Raw genomic sequence first — 24,451 nt, forward strand, 5'->3', positions numbered from 1 at the left:
GGACCGGCTCGGACGGCGTTACGGATCTGTTCGGAGGCGTTCGGAGCCGCCGGGCTACTGTGGGCGGCATGCGATTCGGGGTACTGGGGGAGACTGCCGTCTGGACGGATGACGGGCGACCCGTCCGGGTCCCCGAACTCAAGGTGCGAGCCCTGCTGGCCTCCCTGCTCGTCGACCCGGGCAGGCCCGTCGCCGCACACCGGCTGATCGACGACCTGTGGGGCGACCAGCCGCCCGGCCATCCGACCCGGGCCCTTCAGGCGAAGGTCTCACAGCTGCGACGCGTCTTCGACGACGCCGAACCCGGCGGGCGTGAACTCGTCGCGTCACGCGCACCCGGATACCAACTCGTCGTCGAGGACGCAGCGTTGGACGCTCACCGGTTCGCCGGTCTCGCGGCGCGGGCCAGATCGACGCCGGACGCCCACACGCGGGCCGGGCTGTTCGCTGACGCGCTGGCGCTGTGGCGGGGCCCCGCCTTCGCCGACTTCGCGGACGAGGCCTTCGCTCGGGCAGCCGTGAACCGACTGGAGGAGGACCGGCTCGCGGTGGTCGAGGAGCACGCCGAGGCGCGGCTGGACGCGGGTGAACACGCTCAGCTCATCGGAGAGCTGGCCGGCCTCGTGGAACGCCACCCGCTGCGTGAACGGCTGCGCGCCGTGCAGTTGCGGGCGCTGTACCGGGCAGGGCGGCAGAGTGAGGCCCTCGACCGGTACGAGGACCTGCGGGCCCGGCTTGCCGACGAACTCGGCCTCGACCCGAGCCCGGACCTCGTGCGACTGCACGGGGAGCTGCTGCGGCAGGAGGCCGGTCCGAGTGTCACGGCAGCGCCCGCCCGCGGCAACGTCCTCACACCGATCAGTGACCTCGTCGGCCGGGACGACGCCGTCGCCAAGGTGGGCGAACTGCTCGCCGGGCGCCGCCTCGTCACCCTGACCGGTCCCGGCGGAGTCGGCAAGACCCGGCTCGCCGTGGCCGTCGCCACACGGCTGAAGGGCACCTTCCCCGACGGCGAATGGCTCGTCGAACTCGCCGGTGCCGGGCCTGGCGGCGACCTCGCCGAGGTCGTCGCCGTCGCGCTCGGGCTACGCGACGACGGGGTCTGGGGCGTACGGCCCGAGGGCGGCGTGACCCGCAGCGCCGCCGAGCGGCTCGCCGACGCGCTGCGCGGCCGACGGATGCTGCTCGTGCTCGACAACTGCGAACACGTCGTGGACGAGGCCGCCACGCTCGTCGAACTGCTGCTGCGCGGCGCGCCCGGGCTCGTCGTCCTCACCACGAGTCAGGAGTCCCTGGCCCTCGCCGGCGAGACACTGTGGGCCGTGCCGCCTCTGGACACCGAGGGCGCGGTCCAGCTGTTCGCGGCGCGTGCCGAGGCCGCCGCGCGCGGCTTCGCAGTGGACGAGCACAACCGTGCCGCGGTGGAGGCGGTCTGCCGTCGGCTCGACGGCCTCCCGCTGGCCCTGGAGCTGGCCGCCACGCGCGTACGGGCGCTCGGGGTGCACCGGCTCCTGGACCGACTCGACGACCGGTTCCGACTTCTCGGCACGGGTCAGCGCGGCGCCCCCGCACGCCAGCAGACCCTGCGCGCGATGATCGAGTGGAGCTGGGAACTGCTGAGCGGGCCCGAGCGGGTGGTGCTGCGGCGGCTCGCCGTGCACGCCGAGGGCTGCACGCCGGAAGCCGCCGAGGAGGTGTGCGGAGGCGACGGGCTCAAGGGGGCCGACGTACTCAATCTCCTGGTACGCCTCGTCGACCGGTCGCTGGTCGTCGTCGCGGACGACCGATACCGGCTCCTGGAGTCGGTGGCGGCGTACTGTGTCGAACGGCTGCGGGAGGCGGGCGAACTCGCGACCCTCCGACAACGGCATGTCGCGTACTACACGGAACTCGCGCGGACCGCGACGCCGCACCTGCGCGGGCCCGGCCAGCGCACGTGGCTGGCCAGGCTCGACGCCGAGAACGCGAACCTGCGCTGGGCGCTGGAGGGAGCACTCGAGCCGGCCGACGCAGCGCACGCGCTGCGTCTCGTGGACGCCCTCGCCTGGTACTGGGTCCTGCGCGGCCGGCTCGGCGAGGCGCGCCGTTCGATGACGTCCGTACTTGAACTGGCCGGCGGAGCGGGCGAGCTACGCGCACGCGTGCGCGTGTGGCAGGTCGGCTTCACCATTCTGCTCGGTGACGGCGAGGACCGTATCGCGCGCATCCACGCGGCTCTCGAGACGTACGGGGAGGTCGCCGACAGTACCGAGTGCACTTGGGCGCGGTGGTTCCTGGCGCACACCCTGTGTGGCACGGGCAACATCTCCGAGGGCGAGGCTTTCACGGAGCGGGCGCTTGCGGGATTTCGCGAAGCCGGTGACCGGTGGGGCGAGGCGGCAGCCCTCTCCGACCGGGCGGCGCAACGGCTGCTCGCCGGTGACCTGGCGGGGGCGGAGGCGGACGCGGCGCGGAGTGCCGAGCTGTTCGGCGCGGTCGGCGACACCTACGGGCAGTTGTGGTCGGTGTACCCGAGGTCGGCGGTCGCCGCGATCCACGGCGACTATGCCCGGTCGTCCGGACTGCAACGCGATGCGCTGGAGACGGCGCAGGAGTTCGGGCTCGCCACCCAGAAAGCCGACCTGCTGTCCGGCCTGGGGCGGAACGCGCTGCTGACCGGTGACTTCGATGCGGCCCGTACGTACCACGAGCGCGCCCGGCGCTCCGCGGCCGGCATCGGGTTCCGCGCGGGCGAGATCAATGCCGTGCTCGGCCTTGGGCTCGGCGCACGGCGCGAGGGGCTGCTCGACGAGGCGGAGACCCATCTGCGGACGGTGCTGGCCTGGCACCACGACGTCGGCCTGGACGGCGCCAACGCCCTGATCCTCGCCGAGCTCGGGTTCATCGCCGAGTCCCGGGGAGACGCGGACGCGGCTTGGGAGCTGCACCAGGAGGGGTACGCCACGGCCCGCTCCACGGGCGACCCGCGGGCGGTCGCGCTCGCCCTGGAGGGACTGGCTGCCGCCCTTGCTCTCTCAGGTGCGGGGGAACCGGCGGCCGTGCTCCTGGGCGCCGCCACCACCACCCGCGCCGCGACCGGAGCCCCACTGCCCCCGGCGGAACGCGGCGACGTGGACCGCGCGACGGCACAGGCGCGCGAGCTACTGGAGAAAGGGGCCTTCGAGACCGCGTTCCGCCGTGGTGAAGAGCTCGGCCCGCAGGAGGCCGTGGCGGAGGCGGTGGCCGCCGTCGCGGTTCTTGTCCACCAACAGGTCGGCTTCACCGGCGCGGGGTGAGAACGTGCCGTGGGCGCCGGACCCAGCCGCGTAGAACACCCGCTTCACTTCGACCGCGTCAACGCGGCTGGGGACGGCCCTGGGTGCACTATCGCGATGTCCCGCGACTGTCGGGAGCCGCGAATGCGGCCGTTCGCGCCCTCGAACGGGACCGTTTGCCCCCGGGCATCGTGTCGGTAGCACTGAGCATCTGGACTTTTCGCATCCGCGGCACCGAGCTTTGGGCGGAGGCCGAGAGCCTGGATGAGGTGCTGCTCAGACGAACGCATCATGAGCCCATGACAGATCCGGAGTTGTCGTGATGGCATCGCAGATGCTGACCGTGCCCATGCCGTCCGCTGGTTCCGGCCCTTGCATGCCGGTCGGGGGGACAACCGCTGCGGAGGTGGCGTGATCACTGGCAGGTGGTCAACGGGATTCACCGTCTACGAGCGTCCTCGGCGCTGATCCGCCGACGGGGCCCGGAAGGCGAACGGGCCGGAGGCCGGGGATCGAATCGGCTCCACAAGCCTACTTGACCTGGAGCGCGCTCCAGATCTGAGGATGGGGGCATGGACATCAACACCACTGCCCCCCAGATCGTCCTCGGAACGATGGACTTCGGCACCCGCGTCGGACCGGACCAGGCTTTCGCGATCCTTGATTCCTTCGTCGGCGCAGGCGGCGTCTGGCTCGACACCGCGAACTGCTACTCCTTCTGGGTCGATTCGAGTGGCGTCGGCGGTGCCAGCGAGCGGGTCATCGGCGCATGGCTTCGATCCCGCCCCGGCGCACGCGACGCGGTGCGGATCGCGACGAAGGTCCGGCAGAATCCACTCGTTCCGCACTCCTGGCCACAGAGCGCCGAAGGACTTTCCGCCTCCGCCGTACGAGCGGGTGTCGAGGGGAGCCTGGGACGTCTCGGAGTCGATCACGTCGATCTCCTCTGGGCTCACGCCGAGGACCGCACTGTGCCGCTGGAAGAGACCGTCGGCGCCTTCGGCGAGCTGGTCACGAAGGGAACGGCTCTGCGCGTCGGGGCGGCCAACCATGCCGCCTGGCGTGTGGAGCGCGCCCGGTCATTCGCCCGGGAGCAGGGCCTGGAACCCTGGACGGCCCTGCAGCTGCGCCACTCACTTGTCCAGCCGCGCCCACTCACCCCGCTCGCGGAGGGCGGCCATCGCCTGCTCACCGACGAGGACCTGGACTTCGCGCAGTCGGAGCGGCTCACCGTGTGGTCGTACAGCTCGCTGATGTGGGGTTCCTACGTGCGCGCGGACAAGCCGCTTCCCCAGACTTATGATCACCCTGGCACCACCCGGGTGCTCGCGGTTCTGGACGACGTGGCCGACGAGCTGGCGGCCACGAGAAACCAGGTCGTCCTCGCATGGCTGATGCGCCGAGGGATCGACCCCATCGTCGGCGTGAGCCGGGTGGAGCAGATCGAGGAGGCACTCGCCGCACGCCGTGTGCGGCTGAGCGACGAGCACCTGGCGCGCTTCGCCGAAGCGCGGTAGCGACGGTCGGACAAGGAGCCCCATGACCACCCTCCTCACCCCGGCAGAAGCGGTCGACCGCACCGGCGTCTCCCTCGACACACTGCGCTACTACGAGCGCGAAGGGCTGATCGGACCGATCCGGCGCTCCCCCGGTGGGCGCAGGGAGTACAGCGAGGACGACCTCTTCTGGATCGGCCTGGTCACCTGCTTCCGTGATGCCGGCCTCGGCATCACGGACCTGCGGGAATTCGTCGCCATGCTACGGGCCGAGCATTCCGCGCAGGACCGGGTCACCTTCCTCCGCGAGCGTCGTGCGAGCCTGGAGCAGCGCGTGGCGGCGCTCCGCCGGGCCTTGGACGTGCTCGACGACAAGATCGCCTACTACAGCTGAGTGCCGCGTACCCCGCGCTCGACTTCGACTGGCCGACGGTCGTGCAAGGTTGCAACCCGGCAGGAGCCGAACACGGTGAACGCCGGGACATACCCGCTGTGGCAGCGGCTTGCCGTCACCGAGGTGTGGGATGTGTTGTCGCTTCCCAGATCTCGCGGTCCGCTGACAGCGGTTGACGGTGACGGCCCGCCGCCGGTGGTCATGACACCGCCGGTAATTCCGGTGTACAGGCCCGACGTTGTGAGGGATCATGCGCTTTCGTGACCTCGCGAGCAGATGAAACCAGCCACGAAGCGGCCCCGCCCGCCCCCGCCGTGGCCGTCGCCCCCTCCACCCCGGTGCACCGGGACGGCAACATCCTGCGCTGGCTCATCGCCTACACCTTCTCCGTGGTCGGCGACGCCGCCTACTTCGTGGCGCTCGGCTGGGCCGCACAGAAGGTGGCCGGACCGGCCCAGGTCGGCCTGGTGATGGCGGTCGGCGCGATACCCCGGGCGATCCTCATGCTCGGCGGCGGTGTGATCGCCGACCGGTTCGGCCCGCGCAGAGTGGTCATCTCCTCCGACGCGGTCCGCGCTGTGGTGATCCTCGCGGCGGCCGCGGCGCTCGCGTTCAGCACCCCCGGCCTCTGGTTGCTCGTCGCGCTCGCCCTCGTCTTCGGCATCGTGGACGCCCTGTTCATGCCTGCGGTCGGCGCCATGCCGCCCCGGCTCACCGGCCGCGACCAGCTGATGCGGGTGCAGAGCCTGCGCAACCTGGTGCAGCGGTCCGGTCACATCGCCGGTCCGCCGCTCGCCGGGTTCTCCATGGGACTCGGCGGCCCCGCCGCCGCGTTCGCCGTGACCGGCGCCCTCTTCACCCTGTCGCTGCTCCTCCTGGTCGCGGTCCGGCTCGCCCCACTGCCGCCCGGGGAACAGCCCGCCGCGGACTCCACCGCCCGCCGCGACCTGGTCGACGGCATCGTCTACCTGCGCCACCAGCCCGTCGTCGGCCCGCTCGTCCTCTCCGGACTGCTCTCCATGATCGGCTGCATCCCACCGATGGCGATCGGCGTCATCATGCTCGCCGAGGAACGCGGCTGGGGCCCCTCCGGCGGTGCCTGGGTGAACGCCGCCCTCAGCGCCGGCGTCTGCACGACCTCGCTCCTGCTGGTCGTGCGCGGCCGCTTCCCCCGGGCCGGCCACTGGCACAACATCACCCTGCTCGTCGCCTCCGCCGGCATCGGCCTGATCGGCGTCATGCCGAATCTCCCCCTCGCGGTCGCCGTGGCGCTCCTGTCCGGCCTGGTCTCCGGCCTCTGCGGCGGTCTGTCCCTGGCCCTGATGCAGGCCAACACCGCCCTCGCCTTCCAGGGCCGGGTCGCCTCCGTCCAGGCGCTCAGCGCAGTCGGCATCACCCCGGTGATGTTCCCGCTCTTCGGCCTCCTGGTGGAGGGGTGGGGCGCCGGCCCCACCTTCCTCCTCTTCGGCTGCATCAGCATGCTCGGCGCCACAGTCTCCACCGCCTCCCACGCCGTCCGCCACGCCGACCTGGACTTCACGAAGACCGCAGACTGACTCCGGCCCCCGACCAGAGCCCCCGGGGCTGGCTGCGGCGCTCGAGACTGGCCATGAGGTCCAGCAGGTCCGTCAGCTCCCCGCTGGTCGGCGTCATATCGCCGTAGGTGGCGATGCTGCGGGGTTCACCGAAGCCGAACAAGGCCCCTGGCGGGAACGTGGTTTCCTGCCCCGAGGAGTAACCGACCAGGTGAATGGTGCCGCCCTCAGCGAGGGAACTCCAGGCCTGGGCCACCAGTGGTCCGCCGACCGTGTCCAGGACGAGATCGAACCGGTCCCCGGTCTCGGACAGGTCGGTCAGGACCTTGTCGGCGCCGAGTTCACGGAGTCCGACGGCCCGCCCCGGCGAACCTACGAGTGCCGTCACCCGGGCGCCCGCCAGCGCCGCCAGCTGAACGGCGAAGTCCCCTACGCCCCCGCTGGCCCCGGTGATCAGAACGTCGCGCGCCAGCAGGGAACGCTTGCGCAGCACCCGGAATGAGGTGACTCCGGCTATCCCCAGCGCGGCGGCGTCGGCCAGGTCCACGCCCTCCGGGACCGTTCCGAGCGAGGCGGGGCTGACAGCCACCCGCTCCGCCCATGCGTGGGGTGCCATTCCCACTGCGACACACGTACCTTCGGGCGGCCCCGAGCCGTCGGACGCGGCGCGCACCACGACGCCGGCCGCGTCGTGACCGTGCGCAGTGCCGGCCGGCCACTGGTCCACGTAATTCAGCTTTCCGAAGTTGAGAAGCTGCCGCTCTCGGTCTGTACCGACTCGTGGGCGCCGCGCCTTACGGCAGCTGGTTGTACAGCTAGGACTTGCTCTCGACCGGCAAGCGGTCAAACAGCGGGAGCGGAGTGCTCGCCATCGCGGAGGTCGTCACCGCTCTCCTCCCCCGAAGGGCCGGACGAGCGGGGATCGGAGGGGCTGACCGGGACGGCACCTCGCTCTACGATCATGACCATGTCGACCTCTATCTCCTCCCTCCCGGTGCTCCGAGGCCGGGACGGGGCCGTCCTGTCCGTCGAGGACATAGGACTGATCCTCGACCTCCCGCGCGAGCAGGTCACCTTCACCCCCGACGGGCTGGGCCGGATACGCGCCGAGGGCCGCTCGGTCCTGATCGAACTGCGGTCGAAGGCCGGGACGACGCCGCGCGTCCACCGCATCGACGACGTGGACGAGGCGGCGGCCACCGCCTTCGCCGACGGGGTCAACGCGATCCTGGCGAACCGGACGGACAGCGACGACGTCGACGGAACCCCGTTCGCCGTGGTCCGCTCGCTAGCCCCCACCTGGCGGACGAGGTTCCACCGCCGGATCCTGCGGGGCACCCTGTGGCACCTGCTGGCGCTCGTCGTCCTCTGCGTGGTGGCCGGCTCGCTGGGCAGGTGGGACCTGGTGCTCCTCACGATTCCGGTCGGCGGCTTCGCCTGGCTGGGCCTGTGGCTCGGCCTGTACGGGGTGATCCGCTCCCGGCGGGAACGCTGGCTGTACCGGCACGGTGTCCTGGTGACCGCCACCCGGGCCACGATGACCCGCGGGGGTTACGTCTATCCGGACGCGACAGGGACGTATCGCGGCTTCCTGCACGGCGAGGACGGCCCGGCGATCACCGTGGCCCACCCCCCGGAGGACCCGGCGGACGTGCTGGTTCCGGCGTCGCCCCTCAGGCACTTGGTGAACGCCTACGCGGGCGCCGTCCTGGTCTTCTGCTGCAGCGCCCTGATCGTCCTCCACGTGGTGATGGCGGTGGACTTCCTCCTCGACGGCTGATGAGCTCGTGCGGGGCTGTTGAGCCTCAACTCGTGGTGCCGTGCGAGCTGGCGGCTGCGTGTCCTCTGCCATTCCTCCAGGGCATGCGCTGTCCGCAAGGGTTCCGCGAGAGGTCATGGCTGCGGGCTGCGGGCTACGGAACGGGGTGTCCTGTGCGAGAACAGCGCGACCATCGCCAAGGGCCTGCAGGTCAGCGCCTGGTCGGTGCAGCGATGGCGGCGAACTTGTGGTGTGTTGCGAGGTCAGGCGCCGATGGCGAGGCTCAGCGTCCGCCCGCCTGGCGCCGACGGTGCTCGTGTCGGGGACGGGGTGGCCGGCGTCGATGTCGCGCCGCGCCGGTAGGTCGCGCGGTATTCGCCGTTGCCGCCCGCGATCAACGCGGCGGCTCCCGGCGCTTGCCGGTAGGAACCGCGTCACCAGCCGCGAACGGTGGTGATCAGTCCTCGGACTGTGATCTTCCTGGGGTGGGCGGCTCGTACACTGGCGAAATGGAGGACCACACGCGCACCGGGATCGGTGCACGTCCGGCACCCGTCTTGCGGGAGTACGTCGACTCGTATGTCGGCTTCGACCTCCGCGGGCTCCCGACGGGGGTGCACTGCGGCCCGCCGAGCCGCGCGCTCACTGCGGTGATCAGTCTGTCAGATCCGTTGGAGGTGGCGGCGGGCGTTGAGGACGGGTCACCGGTCACCCGATTCGGCAGCGTGGCAGGCGGTCTGATGTGCCGGTCCGTCGCGATTCACCACGACGGGCGCCAGCAAGGCGTTCTGGTATCACTGACACCACTCGGGGCCCGGGCCGTCTACGGCATGCCCGCCGCCGAGCTCGCCCACCGACTGGTCCCACTTGACGAGCTTCTCGGAGCGCTTGCCGTCGAACTGGTCGACCGGCTCCGATCGGCGACGACATGGGCGGCGCGGTTCACCGCGCTGGACGAATTGCTCCTCCGAGCCGTCGACCGTGGCGCCTGCGGCGACCATGTGCGCTGGGTGCGCCCCGAGGTGGCCGAGGCGTGGCGCCGCCTCGTCGCCGCGCGGGGTTGCGTCCAGGTTGGTACGGTCGCCGCGGAACTCGGCTGGAGCCGTCGGTACCTCACCGAGCGGTTCCGCGGTGAGGTGGGCCTGTCGCCGAAGACCTTCGCCCGAGTCCTGCGCTTCGAGCACGCGCACCAACTGGCGGCAGCGCAGGACCCGCTCCCGTGGGGCGACGTGGCAACCGTCTCCGGCTACGCCGACCAGGCCCATCTCGTTCGGGACTGGCGCGAGTTCACCGGCCGATCGCCGACGGCCTGGCGTCGCGGCGAAGTCCTCCTCGGAGCCGGGTAGCCGCCGACCGTCCGCCCGTCGCGTTGGCTTCTCTTCCCTTTTCTTCAAGACTGCCCGATCGCTGTCGTGGACGATCGTCGGCATGAGACTCGTCAACCACGAACGCGATGCCATGGACCTGCGGACCACCCCCGTGCACCTCGGACTGGGATCGAGAGCGAAACCCGTCGAGGGCTTCACCTGGGACCCGGAGGTGCTCCATGCCTACAGCGCCGCGGTCGCGGCAGATGGCGCCGAGGGCCGGATGGTGATGATCTTCGACGGCGACGGGCTCGGCGACCATTGGGAGAGCCACCCCGCAGGCGACGAACTGGTCGTTTGCCTCAGCGGGTCCGTGACGGTCACTCGCGACGTGGACGGGGTGCCCGACCGCGTTCTGCTCGGACCGGGCGAGGCCACCATCAACCCGGCCGGGGTATGGCACGTGGTCGACATGGAGGGGCCGACGTCCATCCTGGCCATCACCCCGACCCTCGGCACCGACCACCGCCCTCGGACCGACACCCGCCCGGCCGAACGCGCCGGCATGCCCAGCCCGGAGGAAGCGCCGTGACGACACGCATCGCGTGCCTCGGCGACAGCCTCACCCGCGCGCAGTTCAGCGTCGACTACCTGGATCTTCTCGGACGACGCCACCCTCCCGGTGACGTGCGGCTTGCCCGTTTCGGCGCCAACGGCGACTTCGCCTACAACCTCTCGCAGCGCCTCGATGCCGTCGTCACGAACCCACCCGATGTGATCACCGTGTTGATCGGGACCAACGACGCCCGAGCGAGCCTTGCCGGCTACCCCGTCGAGCAGGCCATGAAGCGCAAACAGCTCCCCGATCGCCCGTCGGCAGGCTGGTTCCAACAGTGCCTGGGAGCCGTCGTCGCACGGCTGCGAGCGGAGACCGACGCGACGATCGGTCTGCTGTCGCTACCGGTACTCGGCCAACAACTCGACGGGCCGGCGGCACAGGCATCGCAGGCGTACAGCCGGATGATCGCCGAGGTCGCCGCCACCAACGAGGTGGCCTATCTTCCGCTCCACGAACGCCAGATCGAGGAAATGCGCCAAGCGGACCCGCCGCCGATTCCCTACCGGGAGGTGACGCCCGCAGCGGTCGTCGGCGTTCTCGTCGAGCACGCGGTGCTGCGCCGCAGCCTCGACACGATCTCGCGGCGGCGAGGTCTCGTGCTCACGACCGACCACATCCACCAGAACAGCCGCGGCGCCACCCTTATCGCTGAGGTCATCGACACCGGTCTGCTAACCCAGAGCGCGTAGCTGGTTCCGGCGCCCAGCCAGTCGGATGCCATCTACCGCGCGGAGGTGGCATCCGATCCAGGCGGTCAACGCCTACGCCATCCGGCGGTTCCGGCGGGTATGCCACTGTTACCAGCACGTCCGCGGCGTGTTACTCGGACCCCGTGCCTGCACCGCTCAGTCCGCAGCGCGGTTGCCCGAGCCGACCCGCCTCCGATCGACTTCCACGTCACCGACAGCTACTTCGTGGTGGCCCACTTCCACTACGTGCTCTTCGGCACAATCGTCTTCGCGATGTTCGCCGGCTTCAGTTTCTGGTGGCCGAAGATGACCGGCACCATGCTCGACACCCGGCTGGAGAAGGTCCACTTCTGGACCCTGTTCGTGGGCTTCCACACCACGTTCCTGGTCCAGCACTGGCTCGGCGCGCAAGGCATGTCCCGCCGCTACGCCGACTACCTGGCCGCCGACGGGTTCACCGCCCTGAACACCGTCTCCTCCATCGGCGCGTTCCTGCTCGGGCTGTCCACGCTGCCGTTCCTGTACAACGTCTGGAAGACCGCCCAGGGGGGGGCAAGAAGATCGAGGTCGACGACCCCTGGGGGTACGGGCGCTCCCTGGAGTGGGCGACGTCCTGCCCGCCGCCCCGGCACAACTTCGTCACGCTGCCCAGGGTCCGCTCCGAATCCCCCGCCTTCGACCTGCACCACCCCGACGTCGCCGTGCTCGACCAGGCAGAGAACACCGGACAGCGCGACGCCCTGGGTCCCAGTGGCCACAAGGGCGACCGATCGTGACGCCGGAACCGCCCGCAAAGCACCGCGCCACATTGAGGCGGGCACGCTCGCCAGTCAAGTCGAGGGCTGCCTCCTCATACAGGCCGAGCGCGAGCAGGCCCTCCGCGAAGCCGCAGCTCTCTGCGCCCGCTTGCCGTGGCTGACCAGCTCCCAGGCCGGGGATCTCACGAGCCGTTACTGCGAGCAGCGCCTGCACCTGACCCGCCGGGCACTGCAGGCCGTTGGCTCGCGGGCCGATCAGCTGCGGGACGAGTATGAAGCCCGGTATACCGCCTTGCGCCGTCTGCTCCTGAAACGCCTCGCCGTCGGTGCCTCACTCCTGCTGATCTGTGCCGGCATCCTGAGCACCGGATCCCACCTGCTGTCCCACTGAGCCCGGCCCCGTTGCCGGCAGCTGTGCCCATGGCTCACCCCGCACGCAAGGGCAAAGCCCGGGTCATCATCGCCTGCACCGGCGAACGCGAAGGCGATCCTGGCCGACGCTAGACGGGGGTCCGTCCCCGACGGGAGCCGGCGTAGGCAGCGTCGCGCAGGCGGCGCAGTCGCCCGGTGGGCCGCAGGCCAGGGAGGCTGCGGGCGTAGGGGTCGTAAGACACGGTGCTGGTGGCCGGGGCGGCGTGCACAGCACCCAGAGACAGTGATGCGAAGGTGGTCCACGGCTCGTCAGGGGCGGCCGCCCGCAGATCGAAACGGACCGGTCGGCGGACGAGCTCCTGCCACAGCGTCGGCAGGGCATCGCCCGTAGGGCCGACCGGGAAGGCCGCCAGCACCCGATCGCGCTCGCCCACGCGGTAGGACAGCAGGGTGGAGTACGGCCCCTTCAGAGCGTTCGGGCGCGCCAGCGGCAAGTGGCGGCCGAGCCGGCCGCGGCGGCTGGACGTGAACAGCAGGTCGAGCGCGTTACCGAGGCCGTCGGTGTCCTCGACCCGCACGGCCAGGCCCAGGCCGTCCGGTAGCGGCCGGGGCAGCCCGAGCGCCCGGGACCAGCGCACCGTCGCCGCATAGGAGCCCGGTCTGTCCAGCCAGGGCACGCCCCAGGAGGCGTCGGCACGGCCGGTTACGGTCAGAGTTCCCGTGCACAGCACGCCGTAGGGGTGCAGGGCCGGTGCCGAGCGCCACCGGGCCACCCGGTCGGCGACCCGGTGGGCGATGTGGCCGGCTATCACGCCGCCCCACGGAGCTCGGGGCGGATGACGGCGCGGACGCAGCCGTCGGTCTTCTGCTTGAACATGTCGTACGCGGTGGGCGCCTGGTCGAGCGAGAGGGTATGGGTCGCCAGATGGGCCGTCTCGATCTCGCCGGCGGCCATCCGCTCGAGCAGCATGGGGATGTAGCGCTGCCCGTGCATCTGGGCGCCGCGCACGGTGAGCCCTTTGTTGATCACTGCGCCGAGCGGGAACTTGTCGACGGCGCCCGCGAAGACGCCCAGGATGAAGACGGTGCCGGCCTTGCGACAGGCGTGGATGGCCTGGCGTACGGCGGTGGGCCGGTCGGTCTGGAGGCGGAGCTGCTGCTTGGCCTGGTCGTACAGGTGCGCGGGGCCGTCGCTGTGGGCCTCCATGCCCACGGCCTCGATGCACACGTCGGGGCCGCGTCCGCCGGTGCGTTCGCGCAGTTCGGCGGCGACGTCCGTGCTGGTGTAATCGATGGTCTCCGCGTCGGCGTATCGCTCGGTCATGGCCAGCCGCTCGGGGATGCGGTCGATGGAGATCACCCGCTCGGCACCCTTGAGGACCGCCGCCCGGGCGGCCATCTGCCCCACCGCGCCACAACCCCAGACGGCGACCACGTCACCGGGCTTCACCCCGGCCAGGTCGGCGCCCATCCATCCGGTGGGCACGGAGTCGGAGACGAACAGGGCGCTGGTGTCGTCGATGCCCTCGGGGACCTTGAAGGCGCCGTAGTCGGCGAAGGGGACTCGGACGTACTCGGCGTGGCTGCCGCGCAGGCCGCCCATGGCGTGCGAGTAGCCGAAGATGCCGGCGGTCTCGTAGCCGAAGAGGGCCTGGCCGATGCCAGGGTTGGTGTTGGTGTTGTCGCACAGGGACCACAGGTCGTTGGCGCAGTACCAGCAACGTCCGCAGCCGACGAAGGAGCAGACGACGACCCGGTCACCGACCTTGTGCCTGCGCACGGCGGAGCCGGTCTCGACGACCTCGCCGACGAACTCGTGGCCGATCACGTCACCGGCGCGCATCGCCGGGATGTAGCCGCCGATGAGGTGCAGGTCGGAGCCGCAGGTAGTGCCCGCGATCAGCCGCACGATGACGTCCCGGTCGTTGCGCAGCTCCGGATCGGGGACCTGCTCGACGGACAGCTTGTTCACGCCCTCCCAGCACAGCGCCTTCACAGCACTCCCTCCCCACCGGAGCGACGGGTGAACACCTCGACCAGCCTGCCGCCCGGCGTGGGGCGGGTGGTGGGCGGCGCGTCGGGCCGCAGCACCTCGCCCGCCTCCAGCAGGGACTTCGCGTCCCGCAACGCGCGCCGCAGCTCCTGCCGTGGGTCCTGCCCGGCCAGCCGCGCGGGCGCGGACGTGGACGCGACGGGCACGGACTCCTTGAAACGCGCGGCCACCTCCGTGCCGCGGTCGCCCGGCGCCGGGCGGATCCGCACGTCGATCCGTTCCGCCAGCTCGTCCAGGGGCGGCGGCAGCTTCCCCTCCGACCCCACGTCCGTGGGCGGCCGGTTGGCCGTCACTGTGAGCCAACGGTCGCCCACCTGCTCCTGGGCCCGGCTGCCGGCCTGCTCCCAGATCCCGCGCGCCAGCCGGGACCGTCGCACGGCCACCGCCCCGGCGACCGCGACCGGGACCGACCACACCAGCTTCTTCATGAAAAAGCCCTCCGCTTCGGTGGCCACCGGGCGGCCCACCGTCCGGCGCCGGGTTTCCGTGACCGCCGGAGTAAAACGGTGGCGGTCAGGGGCGGGCGAGAACCGGGCCTGTGAGCCGGGGGAGGCGGGTACTCGCGGCGGCATGATGAAGCGCGCACTGTGGCAGGGTCTGCTGGCCGGTACGAGCGGGGTGCTGGTGATGACGCTGGGCGAGAAGGCGGAGCAACGGCTGACCGGCCGGCCCGACTCCCACGTCCCCGCCCGCACACTGGAACGCCTGACCGGTATGCGGGAGTACTCCGGGCGTCAGCCGGTGCCGGTGAACCTGGCCATGCACGTGGGGCAGGGCGCCCTCCTCGGGGTTCTGCGGTCGGTGATGGCGCACGCGGGGCTGCGCGGGCCCTGGTCGTCGGGGAAGTTCGCCGTCGTCCGGGTCACCTCCGACCAGATCCTGGAGAACGCCACCGGCGTCGGCGCCCCGCCCCAGACCTGGCCCCGCCGAGAACTCGCCGTCGACCTGCTGCACAAGACGGTGTACGCCTTCGTCACCGGCGCGGTCGCCGACGCCCTGGCCGCCCGGTCGGGCCCCGGTCCCGGGCAGCGGCACGCGGCGATGCGCCCCGGCCGCCGATCCGACGTGGGACCTCTGCCCCGGGGGCGGTGACCGCTAGACGTGCCCGCGCGGCCGCGAGGCGGTCGGGCGGGCGCGGTGTGGCGTGGTCAGTCGCGGGTCGTCTTGGCCACCAGCGCGCTGTACGTCAGGTGCAGGGCGTCCGCGCCGGCCAGCGCGGTGAGCGCCCCCATGGCGGTGCGGGTGGCGCGTGGCCAGAGCAGCTGTCCGGCGGTGAGGGTCGAGGCCACCCAGACGCTCATGCAGAACGGGCACGTCACCAGCTCGCCTACCGTGTCCTTGGCCCCCTCGGACCGCGCCTCCTCGTGCAGCTCGGCCGGTCCCTCAGGGCCCTGGAACGTGGTGAAGGGAGCCCTCAGCGGACTCGTCACCGACGCCTTGCTCAGCAGCCGGCTCAGCCGGAACGTCGCCACCGCCGTCAGTGCCACATCCCAGGGCTCGGGCCGGTCCGGCAGCGGCCGACCGCGCATCCTGACCACCGCCGCCCACGCCGCCGTGTAGACACCGAAAGCCGTCATGGCCGCCGCGTAGCCGCGCAGCGGGCGGTCCTCTCCCGCCGAATAGGTGCGCTCGGTGCGGCGCAGCCGTCGCCTCAGCCGTTCCACGACACGGCCGTCAGATGCCACGCTCATGATCCTCTTCCTCCCCTGCCCGCACCGATGCCCCGTCCTCCCCGCCCGGTGCCGGGTTTTGCGTCCCGTCCCCACGGCGCAGCCTGATCTCCACGTGTCCTTCGATGACGCGGGTGTCGAAGGCGGGCTGGGGCGCGGTGGCGGGGCCTCGGACGTTCCAGCCGTCCGAGAGCCGGAAGACGCTGCCGTGCCAGGGGCACTCGACACACCCGTCGGCGACCGTGCCCTCGGACAGCGGGCCCGCCAGATGACTGCACCGGTCGGCCAGTGCGTGGAAGGTGCCGCCCATCTCGCGCACCACCAGGACCGGCACGTCGTCCACGGCACGCCGCACGGGCCGGCCGGCGGGGAACTCGTCCACCGTGCCGACCCGGTGCCAGCCTTCGCTGACGACGTGCGGTACCTCTTCGGCGTGGTTGGCTCCGGAAGCCTGCCGGTAGGCGAGGTGGCCGCCCAGCATGCCGCCCAGGCCGACCGCCGTCAGCCCGAGGAAGCCGTAGGCGCGGCCCGCTGCGGCCCGTCCGGTGAGGCGGCACAGGAGCGAGGCGCCGTACAGTCCCACGGCCGCCGTGTTGGCCACGGCGTGCACCAGCCCCACCCGGGTCTGCTGCCGGTGCAGCTCGGCCCAGTCGACCGCGCCCGCCAACGCGGCCGGGACGGCCGCCGCCAGCCCGACCCCCACCAGGAGGCCGGCCTCCCGGGTGCGGCCGGGCCACAGGTCGAGCACGGCGGCGGACATCCAGCTGCCGACCGGCACCTGGACCATCAGGGGGTGCACGGGATGGCCGAGCCACCTGCCGTGCAATGCGTCTCGGGCCCGGCCCAGCGGAAGCGCCCGCACGCCCTTGGTGAGCTTGTCGATCGCCGCGTCCGCCCTGGGATCACGCTCCAGGGCGTCGAGCAGCCACAGCATCCGGTTCTGGCCCATACGGCGACGACCTGGCTTTTTGCTCATGGGCGGAGGGTCCCCCGGAGGGCATGGGACAAACGGCGGCCGGGCCAGGACGTCGGCTCCGCCTCCCGGTCGACCGGACGGGTGCCCCGGCCGGCCAGGAGGACGCGGAGTCAGCCCTTTCCCATAGCTTTGCGTACGGCGTCCTTGGTGCGGTCCATCAGCGCGGCGACCGGCCCCAGCGCCATGTTCTTCGCCCCGGACTCGACACCCGGGTGGGGCCGGGTCGGTGCCATCGCCTCGGCGGCCTTGATCGCCTTGGCCATCGCGGCCAGGTTGGTGACGTCGGTGCTGCGCCGGATGTGGGTGAACTCGTAGCGTTCCTCGGCCCGCGCGTGTTCCTGGACGTCCCTGCGCAGCTTCAGCAGCTGAGGCATGAACTTCGGGTCGTCGGTGTCCAGCTCGTCCAGCGCGGACAGGGTCTCCTTGGCGGCCTTCTCCTCGGCAAGACGGTCCTTCACGACCTGCTCGCCACCGGGGAAGCCCTTGCGGGCGAAGGGGTGCACGACCTCCTCCTCGGCCGTCTCGTGCACGGCCAGCAGGCGCACCAGGCGGTGGAAGGCGTCGCGGCGTTCCTCGCCCTTGGCGGCCTCGACCTCGTCGAAGAGGTTGCGGATGTCGCCGTGCTGGCGCATCAGCAGGGAGACGACGTCGTCGTCCTTGGCCATGTCGTCCCCGGCATGCGGGGTCTTCAGCTCGGACATCGCGGCCTCCCTACTTCTCGCGCTGGGAGGGGTCGGGATGCTCGCCCTCGGTCTGGACGCGGTACTCGCGGCCGAACATCTCCTGGTGCTCGGTCATCACCCGGTCGCTCGGCGGAGCCTCGCCGCCGTGGATCTGCTCCTGCATCTGCTCGAACCGCTCGTGCGCCTCACGCACATAGCCGGCGCCCAGGGTCGTGAGGTCCATCTGGGTGTCGAGCAGCTCGCGCAAGTACCCCTTGTTCGGCTCGAAGGTGAGCACGTTGGGCAACTCCGGGGCGAGCACGGAGGCGGGGTCGCGGCCGTCGTGCCGGCGCATCAGGTCGCAGGCCGCGTGCAGGTGTTCCAGCTCCATGTTCAGGTGCAGCTCCCAGATCGCCTTCACCTTGGGGTCGCTCTCCTGCTCCATGAAGGAGTGGTACAGGTAGCACTCGTTGTACTCGTGGTTGACCAGCTGCTCCCACCACGTCTCACCCGGGTCCACCAGGGACTCGTAGTGCGTGACGTGCTCCTCCTCGATCAGCCCGATCTCCTGGTAGAGCTGGCGGGCGATCGGCTCCATGTAGGTGGGGCCGGTGTTCATGTAGAAGTTCATGGTCTGCTGCTCCGCCGACATGATCGTCAACGCGTGCAGCTTCGACAGCGGGTTCGTCTCGTCCTTGGCGTACGGGTCGCGGACGTTGTCCACCGGATTGCGGTGGTGGAACCGGGTGGGCCGGCCGGGCATGACCTCGGTCAGGTTGTCGACGATCGACTCCGCCTTGCGGTGCTCGATCATCTCGTACAGGTTCGCGTACCGGTACAGGTGGTCGAAGTCCTCCAGCACACCGAACTGGTACGCCTGCTTCAGGTACGGGTCCGGCTCCATCCGTGCCACCCACGCCGTCAGGTCCACTGCGACCTGCTCGTAGGCGATCGTCGTCTCCAGCACCGAGGAGACACCCGGCAGCAGCCAGTTCACGACCTTCTGCTGCTGCGCCTCGATGTAGCGGACCCGCGCCAGCTGTCGCTTGACCTCCGGGTCGACCGTGTTCCGGGCGAGCTGGTGGCTGAACAGGATCGCCTCCACCTCGATCCCGTTCATCGTGATGATCCGGCACCGGGTGTACGGGTCGCAGTGGTCCGGGTCGATCGGATCCACGTTCAGCTCGCGCCAGCTGCGCAGCTGGCGGTCCAGCGGGATACCCCGCTGCTCCAACGGATTGAACGTCATCGGGCACTCTCCTCGTTGACAGGGCCGAGCGGTGGAGTACCCCAAAGTCGCCGATATCACATCCACCGAGTCGGCAGGACAGTGCCCATGCTTCGCTGACCGACGGGGATGCGCCACGCCCCACGCCCAGCCGGCCGGTACCGTGCCCCTTCTGAACCAGTCGCCGGGACCGATCCTGAATGGCCGCCCAAGCGGCGCCTGCCCCACCCCCGGCTCACTACGCGGCCGAACGGAATCTGAAGCAGGACCCCGGGGAGTCCATCGCTCAGCAGCTGGGGCACCCCCCTCTTCGACATCGACGCAGCCAGCCTGGCCAAGCACATGTTGGGTAAGGCTTGGGGCGAACTGGCTGAGCTGCGGGTAACAAGCAGCGCCAGCCCGAGGGACAGCAGCGGGACATCGCCGTGACACCGGACGCAGGCGGGCCGTCCCTGGTTTGCTTTCCGCGGATGACAACACTGCCTCGGTGGAGGGGAGCCCGCCCCGGAGCCGCGCGAGGCGACCAGTTCGTTCTCCGCGGAAAACACCGCCGGTGCTTCTGCACCTCTTGTTGCAGCCGTTCCTCAGTAACCGAGCGCTCCAAGTTCACGGCCGCGAAGGGCTGGAGCGGTCGTCGACGTCGACGATGCGACTGGTGGGCGGAGGCAGCCACGGCGGCTCCCATATGACGACGCCCCCTACGAGAACTGCCGACCTGAAGCCCAGCTCTCCCCAAACGCACGGAAGCGGGTCCTGCCGCCCGCATGCTGATTGGGCGGCAGGACCCGCTTCCGTGCGTTCAACACAGCTCGTTCTTCTCGCCCTCTCCCCGCGTGCCCACGGGGCTCGGCACGGGGCATGAGCCGGTGCTTCATCTCGACCAGCGCTGTTCCTCAGCCCGTAGTGCCAGGATCACGCGAACTGTCCTCGCCTGCCCGGCGGGGAACTCCACCGATCCATCGCGGCGACGTACGGTGCCGACCGCCCCGGGGTCCCCGTCAGCGTCCGGCCGGCGTCCCGGGCGCCCACGACCGCCGGGCCTGCACCCGGCCGCGCACGGCCAAGGCTCGGCCGGTGACCCGGTACCAGGAGATGGCCAGCACAACGGCGATCCCCGCTTCGACGAGATCGCCGCCGTAGTACATGAGCTGGGCGCCGGTGTGCAGGTCGGCGGCCGCGAAGGTGGTGCCGGGCGGTGCGGCGGCGTACAGGGACTTGGCGAGCACGGCGTGCGCGGCCCCGGCCGCCAGCAGGGTCATCCCGCGCACGGTCAGGCTCCAGCGGCGGCGTACCGCATCGAGCTGGCAGACGGCGAAGGTGAACAGCAGCCCGGCGGCCAGAACGTGCAGGTGCACCATCGCGTGCAGCCACGGATGGTGATGCATGGCGGCGAACAGGCCACTCCGGTACAGCAGCCACAGCCCTCCGACGTCGAGCAGGGCCCCCAAAGGGGGGAAGGTGAGCCAGCCCACCGGGCGGGAGTGGGCCAGTGCCAGGAGCCCCCGGCGCGCGCCTCCGGGGGCCAGCGCGCGCAGGGTCAGGGTCAGGGGGCGGGCGAGGACGAACAACAGCGGCGCTGCCATACCCACGACCAGGTGCTGGGCCATGTGAGCGGTGAACGCACCGCCCGGCATTGAGCCCGCCGCCGCCCAGGCCAGCCCCGCGCTTCCGGCGGTGAACGACGCGTCGCGCCACCGCGGCCAGGTATCCCCGCGGCGCCGCAGGCGGGATGCGGCCGCCCCATAGACGACGGCTGCCAGCAGCGCGGCCGCCGCGGTGACCAGCCCGGCCAGGCCAGCACCCGTGTCCGGGCCGGAGTGGACGTGCGCGTAGATCACGACGCCGCCGAGGCTCGGCTGCGGCGGGCCGCACGGACAACCAGACCTGCGCCGATCAGCAGCAGCACCAGGCCAACGAGATTCCACGCCCAGTCATAGGGGGTGACGTTTACGCCGTAGCGGATCTGGTGCAGGCGCAGCAGCTTGTGGTCCACGATGCCGTCGAACAGCTGAAAGACCCCCAGGCCCAGGAAGAACCCGGCCCAGCCGTAGGGCGGGGCCAGGGTACGGCGGCGGCGCAGATCGGCGAAGAGGACGAATCCGGCGACCAGGGCCAGCAGCTCGGCGGTATGCAGCAGCCCGTCCGACAGCAGCCCCACGCTGAGGGTGGAACGGTCGTAGAAGTGGTGCCAGCTCAGGATCTGGTGGAAGACGATCTCGTCGACCGCGGCCATCACCGCGACCCCGATCACCCCGCACACCACCATCGACCTACGCGGGTCGGGCCGCGCTTCAGAGGCCGCGGACGGGTAGGACGGTGTGCTCATGGGTCTACCTTCCTGACACGGACACGTCTGCTGCCCGTACGCCTACCCCTCCCACCGGACGCGAGCCCGCCGATCACCGCATCCGGGTGAGCAGCCGGGCGACACAGGGCAGACGCACACTCGGCGACGACACACTGTGGCGCCTACGCTGGACGAACGCCGGCCACCCGCCACCCTGCTCATCACCCACGACGGTCAGACCCGCTACCACCGTGCCGCCGCCACGGGCCACGCTCCTGCTCTGCACCGACCGACTGGTCGAATCCCCGCACCACTCCATCGATCACGCTGCTTGACCGGTTGCGCCGGCACGCGGCCTCCCTCGCCCATCGCCCCCTCGACTCTTTCTGCGACTTGCTGCTGGACCAGGTCCGCCCCAGCGACAACGACAACGGCGTCGCCATGATCACGCTACGCACACCCCCTCCCGTATGACCCGCCTGACGTGCGCGTGAGGCTGTCGAAGGGCTGAAGGGGGACTGTCCAAGCTCCTGGGCCGACGGGCTCAGGCTTCGAACGCCGCTCTCTGCCGCGTGGGTACTTCGCGTGGTGCGGGGCCGTGCACCGCCCCGCCGGTGAGCGCGAGAAGAACGCGGCGTCCGCGTGACGGTTCACCGAGGAGGGCGGGCGCCGTGGGCATAGCCAGGCCAGGCGCCCAGGAGGAGCCGGCTGCTGCAAGGGCATCAGTCTCGCAGGCCGGGAGCGTGCTGCTGGTCGTCGCCGTCCGCACGGCCGGTTCGGTCACCGCGACAGTCGCATCCCTGACGCCGTGGCGGAAGCCGCGGGGCCGTCCACGATCCGGGGAAGATCCTGCTGGACGTCGCGCTGGCGGTGACCCTGCGCGGGGAATGCATCGCCGATGACAGCATGCTGCTTGCCGGGCCGGCCGACTCTTGTACGAACCGGCCGAGTACGCCGAGCATGGTCACCTCACTGGCGAGCAGCAGGCGTTCGACCAAGCCGATCAGCTCCCGGCCACCGGGGCCCGCCGAGTAGGCCATCAGCGAGGCCCCGATCAGGGCGATGCACGAAAGGACGCGCAGCCATCGAACTGTTCGCACCGCATGCGGTTCGGCGGAAAGCCGCCGCGCGAGAAGGAGCCCGGCGGCCGGGAGTGCGGCGAACGCCGCGATGGAGGCATAGCGGTGCACGTACGCGGACCCGCTCAGCTGTGTGGTCAGCGGGTCGGTCGGCACCACAGCCGCGACCACGAGTCCCAGGCCCCAGACGGTCAGCAGGGCTGAGGGAAGACCGCGCACGGGCACGCATCGCCCCCTCGCCACCGCCAGGAGTACCAACGAAACCGCACCCAGCAGGGCCATGGTGGTTTCGATCGGACCTCCGCGGTCGAGGGCAGCGAAGTCGCTGACGGTCAGGGAGAACGGATTGAGGCCGGGATCCGTGTCCGAGGGGGACCACAAGGCTGCGCCCACGGCCAGAGCGACGGCGGTCCAGACCGTCGGGGCGAGTAAGTGGCTGAAGGCGCGGCGTTCTGATGTGATCATGGTCTGTATTCTCAGGTCGAGCGACCCGGGCAGACCACCGGGCCGCCCCTGAAGCACCCCTGATTCCGACCCCTGACGGGCAGTGAGGGGTGACCACGTTGCTGAGTGCGTGTTGTGGCCCGGTCCAGCTGTGCCTCGTTCTGCCTGGCCCCTTGCCACGGGGGAGAGCGTCTCGTACTCGGACCCACGGGAATCAGGATCAACGCCCTGCTGCCCGGCACCACCGGCACCCCCCTTCGTCCGCCCACCGGGAATTGCGGATGCGGAATGGCCCAAGTACAAGCAGGCATGGGGGCCGCTCAACATCGATGGACTCGATCGGATGGCCGACGCCGAGGAGATCGCGCGCAGTGCTCGGGTTCGCGTCCGACGACTTCCCCTACATGACGGGTGCGTCGGTCACCGTGGACGGCGGAAGCACCGCGGGCCGGAGAATGATCCAGCCGAGCGGCACCTGAGGTTGGGCCCTTGCACCTGCCGATCCTGGTCGGCTGTTCGAGGTCACCGCACCGGCCTCGTCGGCGAAGGGGATACGGATAACGGTGAGTAGGCGCCTTGCGGCGCTCCAGTGTCTGGCTCCCATCCGACGGGGCCGACGTCGTCTGTTTTGGACGCCACGGTGTTCGTGCACCCGAACGCATGCGTGCTGCCGTACGTGGGAGTCTCCGACGTACGCAGGGTCGTCTTCCGCGCCGTCACCGGCTCGCTCCCCGACGAACGCGCTACCTGGCTGGCCGACGCACGCGAGCAAGCGGCAGCGCTCCTCCGGCCCGCATGACAGTCCACGTCACCGGTACAGCCCTGATGCCGAGGAAGCCACAAGACCTCTCGCAACCGGTGCCCCTCGGCGGGAGGTCACACCCGCCGACGGAGCCGACCGCCCGGATCAGCCCGCCCACCGTGTGTTCTCACGGGAAGCGTGGGAGCGGTCGTGCAGCCAACTTCTTTGACGTTCTTTGACGCCTTCGTGCCGTTCGTCGCGTCGCTGGTAGCGCTTCGTCCGGTGCGGTCCGTGGTGGCGTGTCTTCTTGAGCGGACGTGTCATCGACCGGGCTTGCTGGGTGGGGAGTCGGCTGCGGTCCGGTGTGACCTGGCTCCCTCCCCGGACGGGATTACGCGCAGACCGTGCCCTGAGAGCTGATGGCGACACCTCGCGCACCATGATCGCGCCTGCAGGAGGCGGTAGCCGAGCAGCCTCGACGGGACTGCAACTCTCCGTTCCCGGGGTTCGTTGACAGGGAAGGTCGCCGGGCGTTGACTGGCGGGAGGGTGGAGGCTGGCCAGACGGGCCAGGGGTGTCAGCGGCCCGCTCGTTTCGGGTCAGGCCCTGCGGGTCGGCTTGTTCCGGGTGAGGGTCCAGGTGGCACCCTGCCGACGCAACAGGGATGTGGGCCACGAATGATGTATGACCAGGCACGAGCCCAGCAGCCTCCGGGCAAGGGTGTCGGATCGACCGCACGCCCGGCCCGTGGGCCGGAGCCGCTGCTGCCCGCCGACGAGCGGGAAAGGGTTTCCCAGCGCCTGCGGCAGGCCCTCCTCGACTTCGCCGACACTCCGCGTGAGGCGCTGGAGGCGGCCGAGAGTGCCTTTGATGAGGCCACCGCGGAACTCGCGAAGGCGCTCGCCGAACGGCGCCGTGTCCTGCGTGCGGAGTGGCGGGATCAGGACTCCGAGGAGCAGGCGGAGGAGTTCCGGCACGCGCTGCGGCAGTACCGGGAGATCACGGAGCGCATGCTGCGCCTGTAACCGGGTAGCGGCGGCAGCGGCTGGCGTAGGAGGCGGTCACCGAGCAGAGCGCGCCTGCGGCACGGCACACATGGTGTCCGCCGGGGCGGACGTTTCTTGAGG

General features: G+C 70.9%; 22 protein-coding genes and 2 pseudogenes. 13 read left to right on the forward strand and 11 right to left on the reverse strand.

What is annotated here, in order from left to right; translation table 11 throughout:
* The first annotated feature begins 68 nt into the window (after positions 1-68).
* The 4 genes from ACFIF2_RS26870 to ACFIF2_RS26885 all read left to right on the forward strand — a co-directional run bounded on the left by ACFIF2_RS26870 (position 69) and on the right by ACFIF2_RS26885 (position 6,700).
* Positions 69-3,275, forward strand: a complete 3,207-nt coding sequence (locus tag ACFIF2_RS26870; RefSeq protein ID WP_395575810.1) for a BTAD domain-containing putative transcriptional regulator — start codon at positions 69-71, stop codon at positions 3,273-3,275.
* A 551-nt stretch (positions 3,276-3,826) separates the two neighbouring features.
* Positions 3,827-4,771: an aldo/keto reductase gene (locus tag ACFIF2_RS26875; RefSeq protein ID WP_395575811.1), complete on the forward strand. Its 945-nt coding sequence runs from the start codon at positions 3,827-3,829 to the stop codon at positions 4,769-4,771.
* Between the two features lie 22 nt (positions 4,772-4,793).
* Positions 4,794-5,144, forward strand: coding sequence for a MerR family transcriptional regulator (locus ACFIF2_RS26880; protein WP_395575812.1), 351 nt, complete (start codon positions 4,794-4,796; stop codon positions 5,142-5,144).
* 260 nt (positions 5,145-5,404) lie between these two features.
* On the forward strand, positions 5,405-6,700 hold the full coding sequence (locus ACFIF2_RS26885; RefSeq protein WP_395575813.1) for an MFS transporter: 1,296 nt from the start codon (positions 5,405-5,407) through the stop codon (positions 6,698-6,700).
* Here ACFIF2_RS26885 and ACFIF2_RS26890 read toward each other — a convergent pair.
* Positions 6,681-7,430: pseudogene (locus ACFIF2_RS26890) on the reverse strand (zinc-binding dehydrogenase); the annotation flags it as partial. The gene ACFIF2_RS26885 and the pseudogene ACFIF2_RS26890 overlap by 20 nt on opposite strands.
* A 216-nt stretch (positions 7,431-7,646) precedes the next feature.
* Here ACFIF2_RS26890 and ACFIF2_RS26895 point away from each other — a divergent pair.
* From ACFIF2_RS26895 to ACFIF2_RS26920, 6 genes and pseudogenes are all read left to right on the forward strand, one after another.
* A complete protein-coding gene (locus tag ACFIF2_RS26895) occupies positions 7,647-8,459 on the forward strand; it encodes a hypothetical protein (RefSeq protein WP_395575814.1) in 813 nt (270 codons plus the stop codon).
* A gap of 488 nt (positions 8,460-8,947) precedes the next feature.
* Positions 8,948-9,784, forward strand: coding sequence for a helix-turn-helix domain-containing protein (locus ACFIF2_RS26900; RefSeq protein WP_395575815.1), 837 nt, complete (start codon positions 8,948-8,950; stop codon positions 9,782-9,784).
* 82 nt (positions 9,785-9,866) lie between these two features.
* A complete protein-coding gene (locus ACFIF2_RS26905; RefSeq protein ID WP_395575816.1) occupies positions 9,867-10,337 on the forward strand; it encodes a cupin domain-containing protein in 471 nt (156 codons plus the stop codon).
* Positions 10,334-11,053 (forward strand): SGNH/GDSL hydrolase family protein, encoded by a 720-nt coding sequence (locus tag ACFIF2_RS26910; RefSeq protein WP_395575817.1) that lies wholly within the window; start codon positions 10,334-10,336, stop codon positions 11,051-11,053. Before ACFIF2_RS26905 ends, ACFIF2_RS26910 begins: the two co-directional genes overlap by 4 nt.
* Before the next feature lie 189 nt (positions 11,054-11,242).
* Positions 11,243-11,829 (forward strand): annotated as a pseudogene (locus ACFIF2_RS26915) (cbb3-type cytochrome c oxidase subunit I); the annotation flags it as partial.
* On the forward strand, positions 11,804-12,202 hold the full coding sequence (locus tag ACFIF2_RS26920) for a hypothetical protein (RefSeq protein ID WP_395575818.1): 399 nt from the start codon (positions 11,804-11,806) through the stop codon (positions 12,200-12,202). The pseudogene ACFIF2_RS26915 and the gene ACFIF2_RS26920, both read left to right, overlap by 26 nt.
* 109 nt (positions 12,203-12,311) lie before the next feature.
* Here the strand turns inward: ACFIF2_RS26920 and ACFIF2_RS26925 are convergent, their stop codons facing one another.
* The 3 genes from ACFIF2_RS26925 to ACFIF2_RS26935 are packed head-to-tail and all read right to left on the reverse strand — an operon-like array spanning position 12,312 to position 14,664.
* On the reverse strand, positions 12,312-12,995 hold the full coding sequence (locus ACFIF2_RS26925) for a phosphodiesterase (RefSeq protein ID WP_395575819.1): 684 nt from the start codon (positions 12,993-12,995) through the stop codon (positions 12,312-12,314).
* Positions 12,992-14,155, reverse strand: a complete 1,164-nt coding sequence (locus ACFIF2_RS26930) for a zinc-dependent alcohol dehydrogenase (RefSeq protein WP_395575820.1) — start codon at positions 14,153-14,155, stop codon at positions 12,992-12,994. The genes ACFIF2_RS26925 and ACFIF2_RS26930 overlap by 4 nt, the downstream gene beginning before the upstream one ends.
* A 20-nt stretch (positions 14,156-14,175) precedes the next feature.
* Positions 14,176-14,664, reverse strand: a complete 489-nt coding sequence (locus ACFIF2_RS26935) for a hypothetical protein (RefSeq protein WP_395575821.1) — start codon at positions 14,662-14,664, stop codon at positions 14,176-14,178.
* A gap of 142 nt (positions 14,665-14,806) precedes the next feature.
* On the opposite strand from ACFIF2_RS26935, the gene ACFIF2_RS26940 reads away from it, so the two are divergent.
* A complete protein-coding gene (locus ACFIF2_RS26940; protein WP_395575822.1) occupies positions 14,807-15,328 on the forward strand; it encodes a hypothetical protein in 522 nt (173 codons plus the stop codon).
* Positions 15,329-15,384: 56 nt separating this feature from the next.
* Here the strand turns inward: ACFIF2_RS26940 and ACFIF2_RS26945 are convergent, their stop codons facing one another.
* From ACFIF2_RS26945 to ACFIF2_RS26975, 7 genes are all read right to left on the reverse strand, one after another.
* Positions 15,385-15,927: a DUF1360 domain-containing protein gene (locus ACFIF2_RS26945; protein ID WP_395575823.1), complete on the reverse strand. Its 543-nt coding sequence runs from the start codon at positions 15,925-15,927 to the stop codon at positions 15,385-15,387.
* A complete protein-coding gene (locus tag ACFIF2_RS26950) occupies positions 15,911-16,855 on the reverse strand; it encodes a Rieske 2Fe-2S domain-containing protein (protein ID WP_395575880.1) in 945 nt (314 codons plus the stop codon). The genes ACFIF2_RS26945 and ACFIF2_RS26950 overlap by 17 nt, the downstream gene beginning before the upstream one ends.
* 137 nt (positions 16,856-16,992) lie before the next feature.
* Positions 16,993-17,583 (reverse strand): hemerythrin domain-containing protein, encoded by a 591-nt coding sequence (locus ACFIF2_RS26955; RefSeq protein ID WP_395575824.1) that lies wholly within the window; start codon positions 17,581-17,583, stop codon positions 16,993-16,995.
* A gap of 10 nt (positions 17,584-17,593) precedes the next feature.
* Positions 17,594-18,793, reverse strand: coding sequence for a hypothetical protein (locus tag ACFIF2_RS26960; protein WP_395575825.1), 1,200 nt, complete (start codon positions 18,791-18,793; stop codon positions 17,594-17,596).
* A gap of 977 nt (positions 18,794-19,770) precedes the next feature.
* Positions 19,771-20,610 (reverse strand): cytochrome c oxidase assembly protein, encoded by an 840-nt coding sequence (locus tag ACFIF2_RS26965; RefSeq protein ID WP_395575826.1) that lies wholly within the window; start codon positions 20,608-20,610, stop codon positions 19,771-19,773.
* Positions 20,607-21,098 carry a DUF2243 domain-containing protein gene (locus tag ACFIF2_RS26970; RefSeq protein WP_395575827.1) on the reverse strand — a complete coding sequence of 164 codons (492 nt, stop codon included), beginning with the start codon at positions 21,096-21,098 and terminating at the stop codon, positions 20,607-20,609. The genes ACFIF2_RS26965 and ACFIF2_RS26970 overlap by 4 nt, the downstream gene beginning before the upstream one ends.
* A 683-nt stretch (positions 21,099-21,781) precedes the next feature.
* A complete protein-coding gene (locus ACFIF2_RS26975) occupies positions 21,782-22,603 on the reverse strand; it encodes a DUF998 domain-containing protein (protein ID WP_395575828.1) in 822 nt (273 codons plus the stop codon).
* 625 nt (positions 22,604-23,228) lie between these two features.
* Here ACFIF2_RS26975 and ACFIF2_RS26980 point away from each other — a divergent pair.
* Both ACFIF2_RS26980 and ACFIF2_RS26985 read left to right on the forward strand, forming a co-directional pair.
* Positions 23,229-23,381 carry a hypothetical protein gene (locus ACFIF2_RS26980; RefSeq protein ID WP_395575829.1) on the forward strand — a complete coding sequence of 51 codons (153 nt, stop codon included), beginning with the start codon at positions 23,229-23,231 and terminating at the stop codon, positions 23,379-23,381.
* A gap of 620 nt (positions 23,382-24,001) precedes the next feature.
* On the forward strand, positions 24,002-24,349 hold the full coding sequence (locus tag ACFIF2_RS26985) for a hypothetical protein (RefSeq protein ID WP_395575830.1): 348 nt from the start codon (positions 24,002-24,004) through the stop codon (positions 24,347-24,349).
* Positions 24,350-24,451: the final 102 nt, after the last annotated feature.

The organism is Streptomyces sp. BK79, assembly GCF_044142145.1.
Taxonomy (GTDB): domain Bacteria; phylum Actinomycetota; class Actinomycetes; order Streptomycetales; family Streptomycetaceae; genus Streptomyces.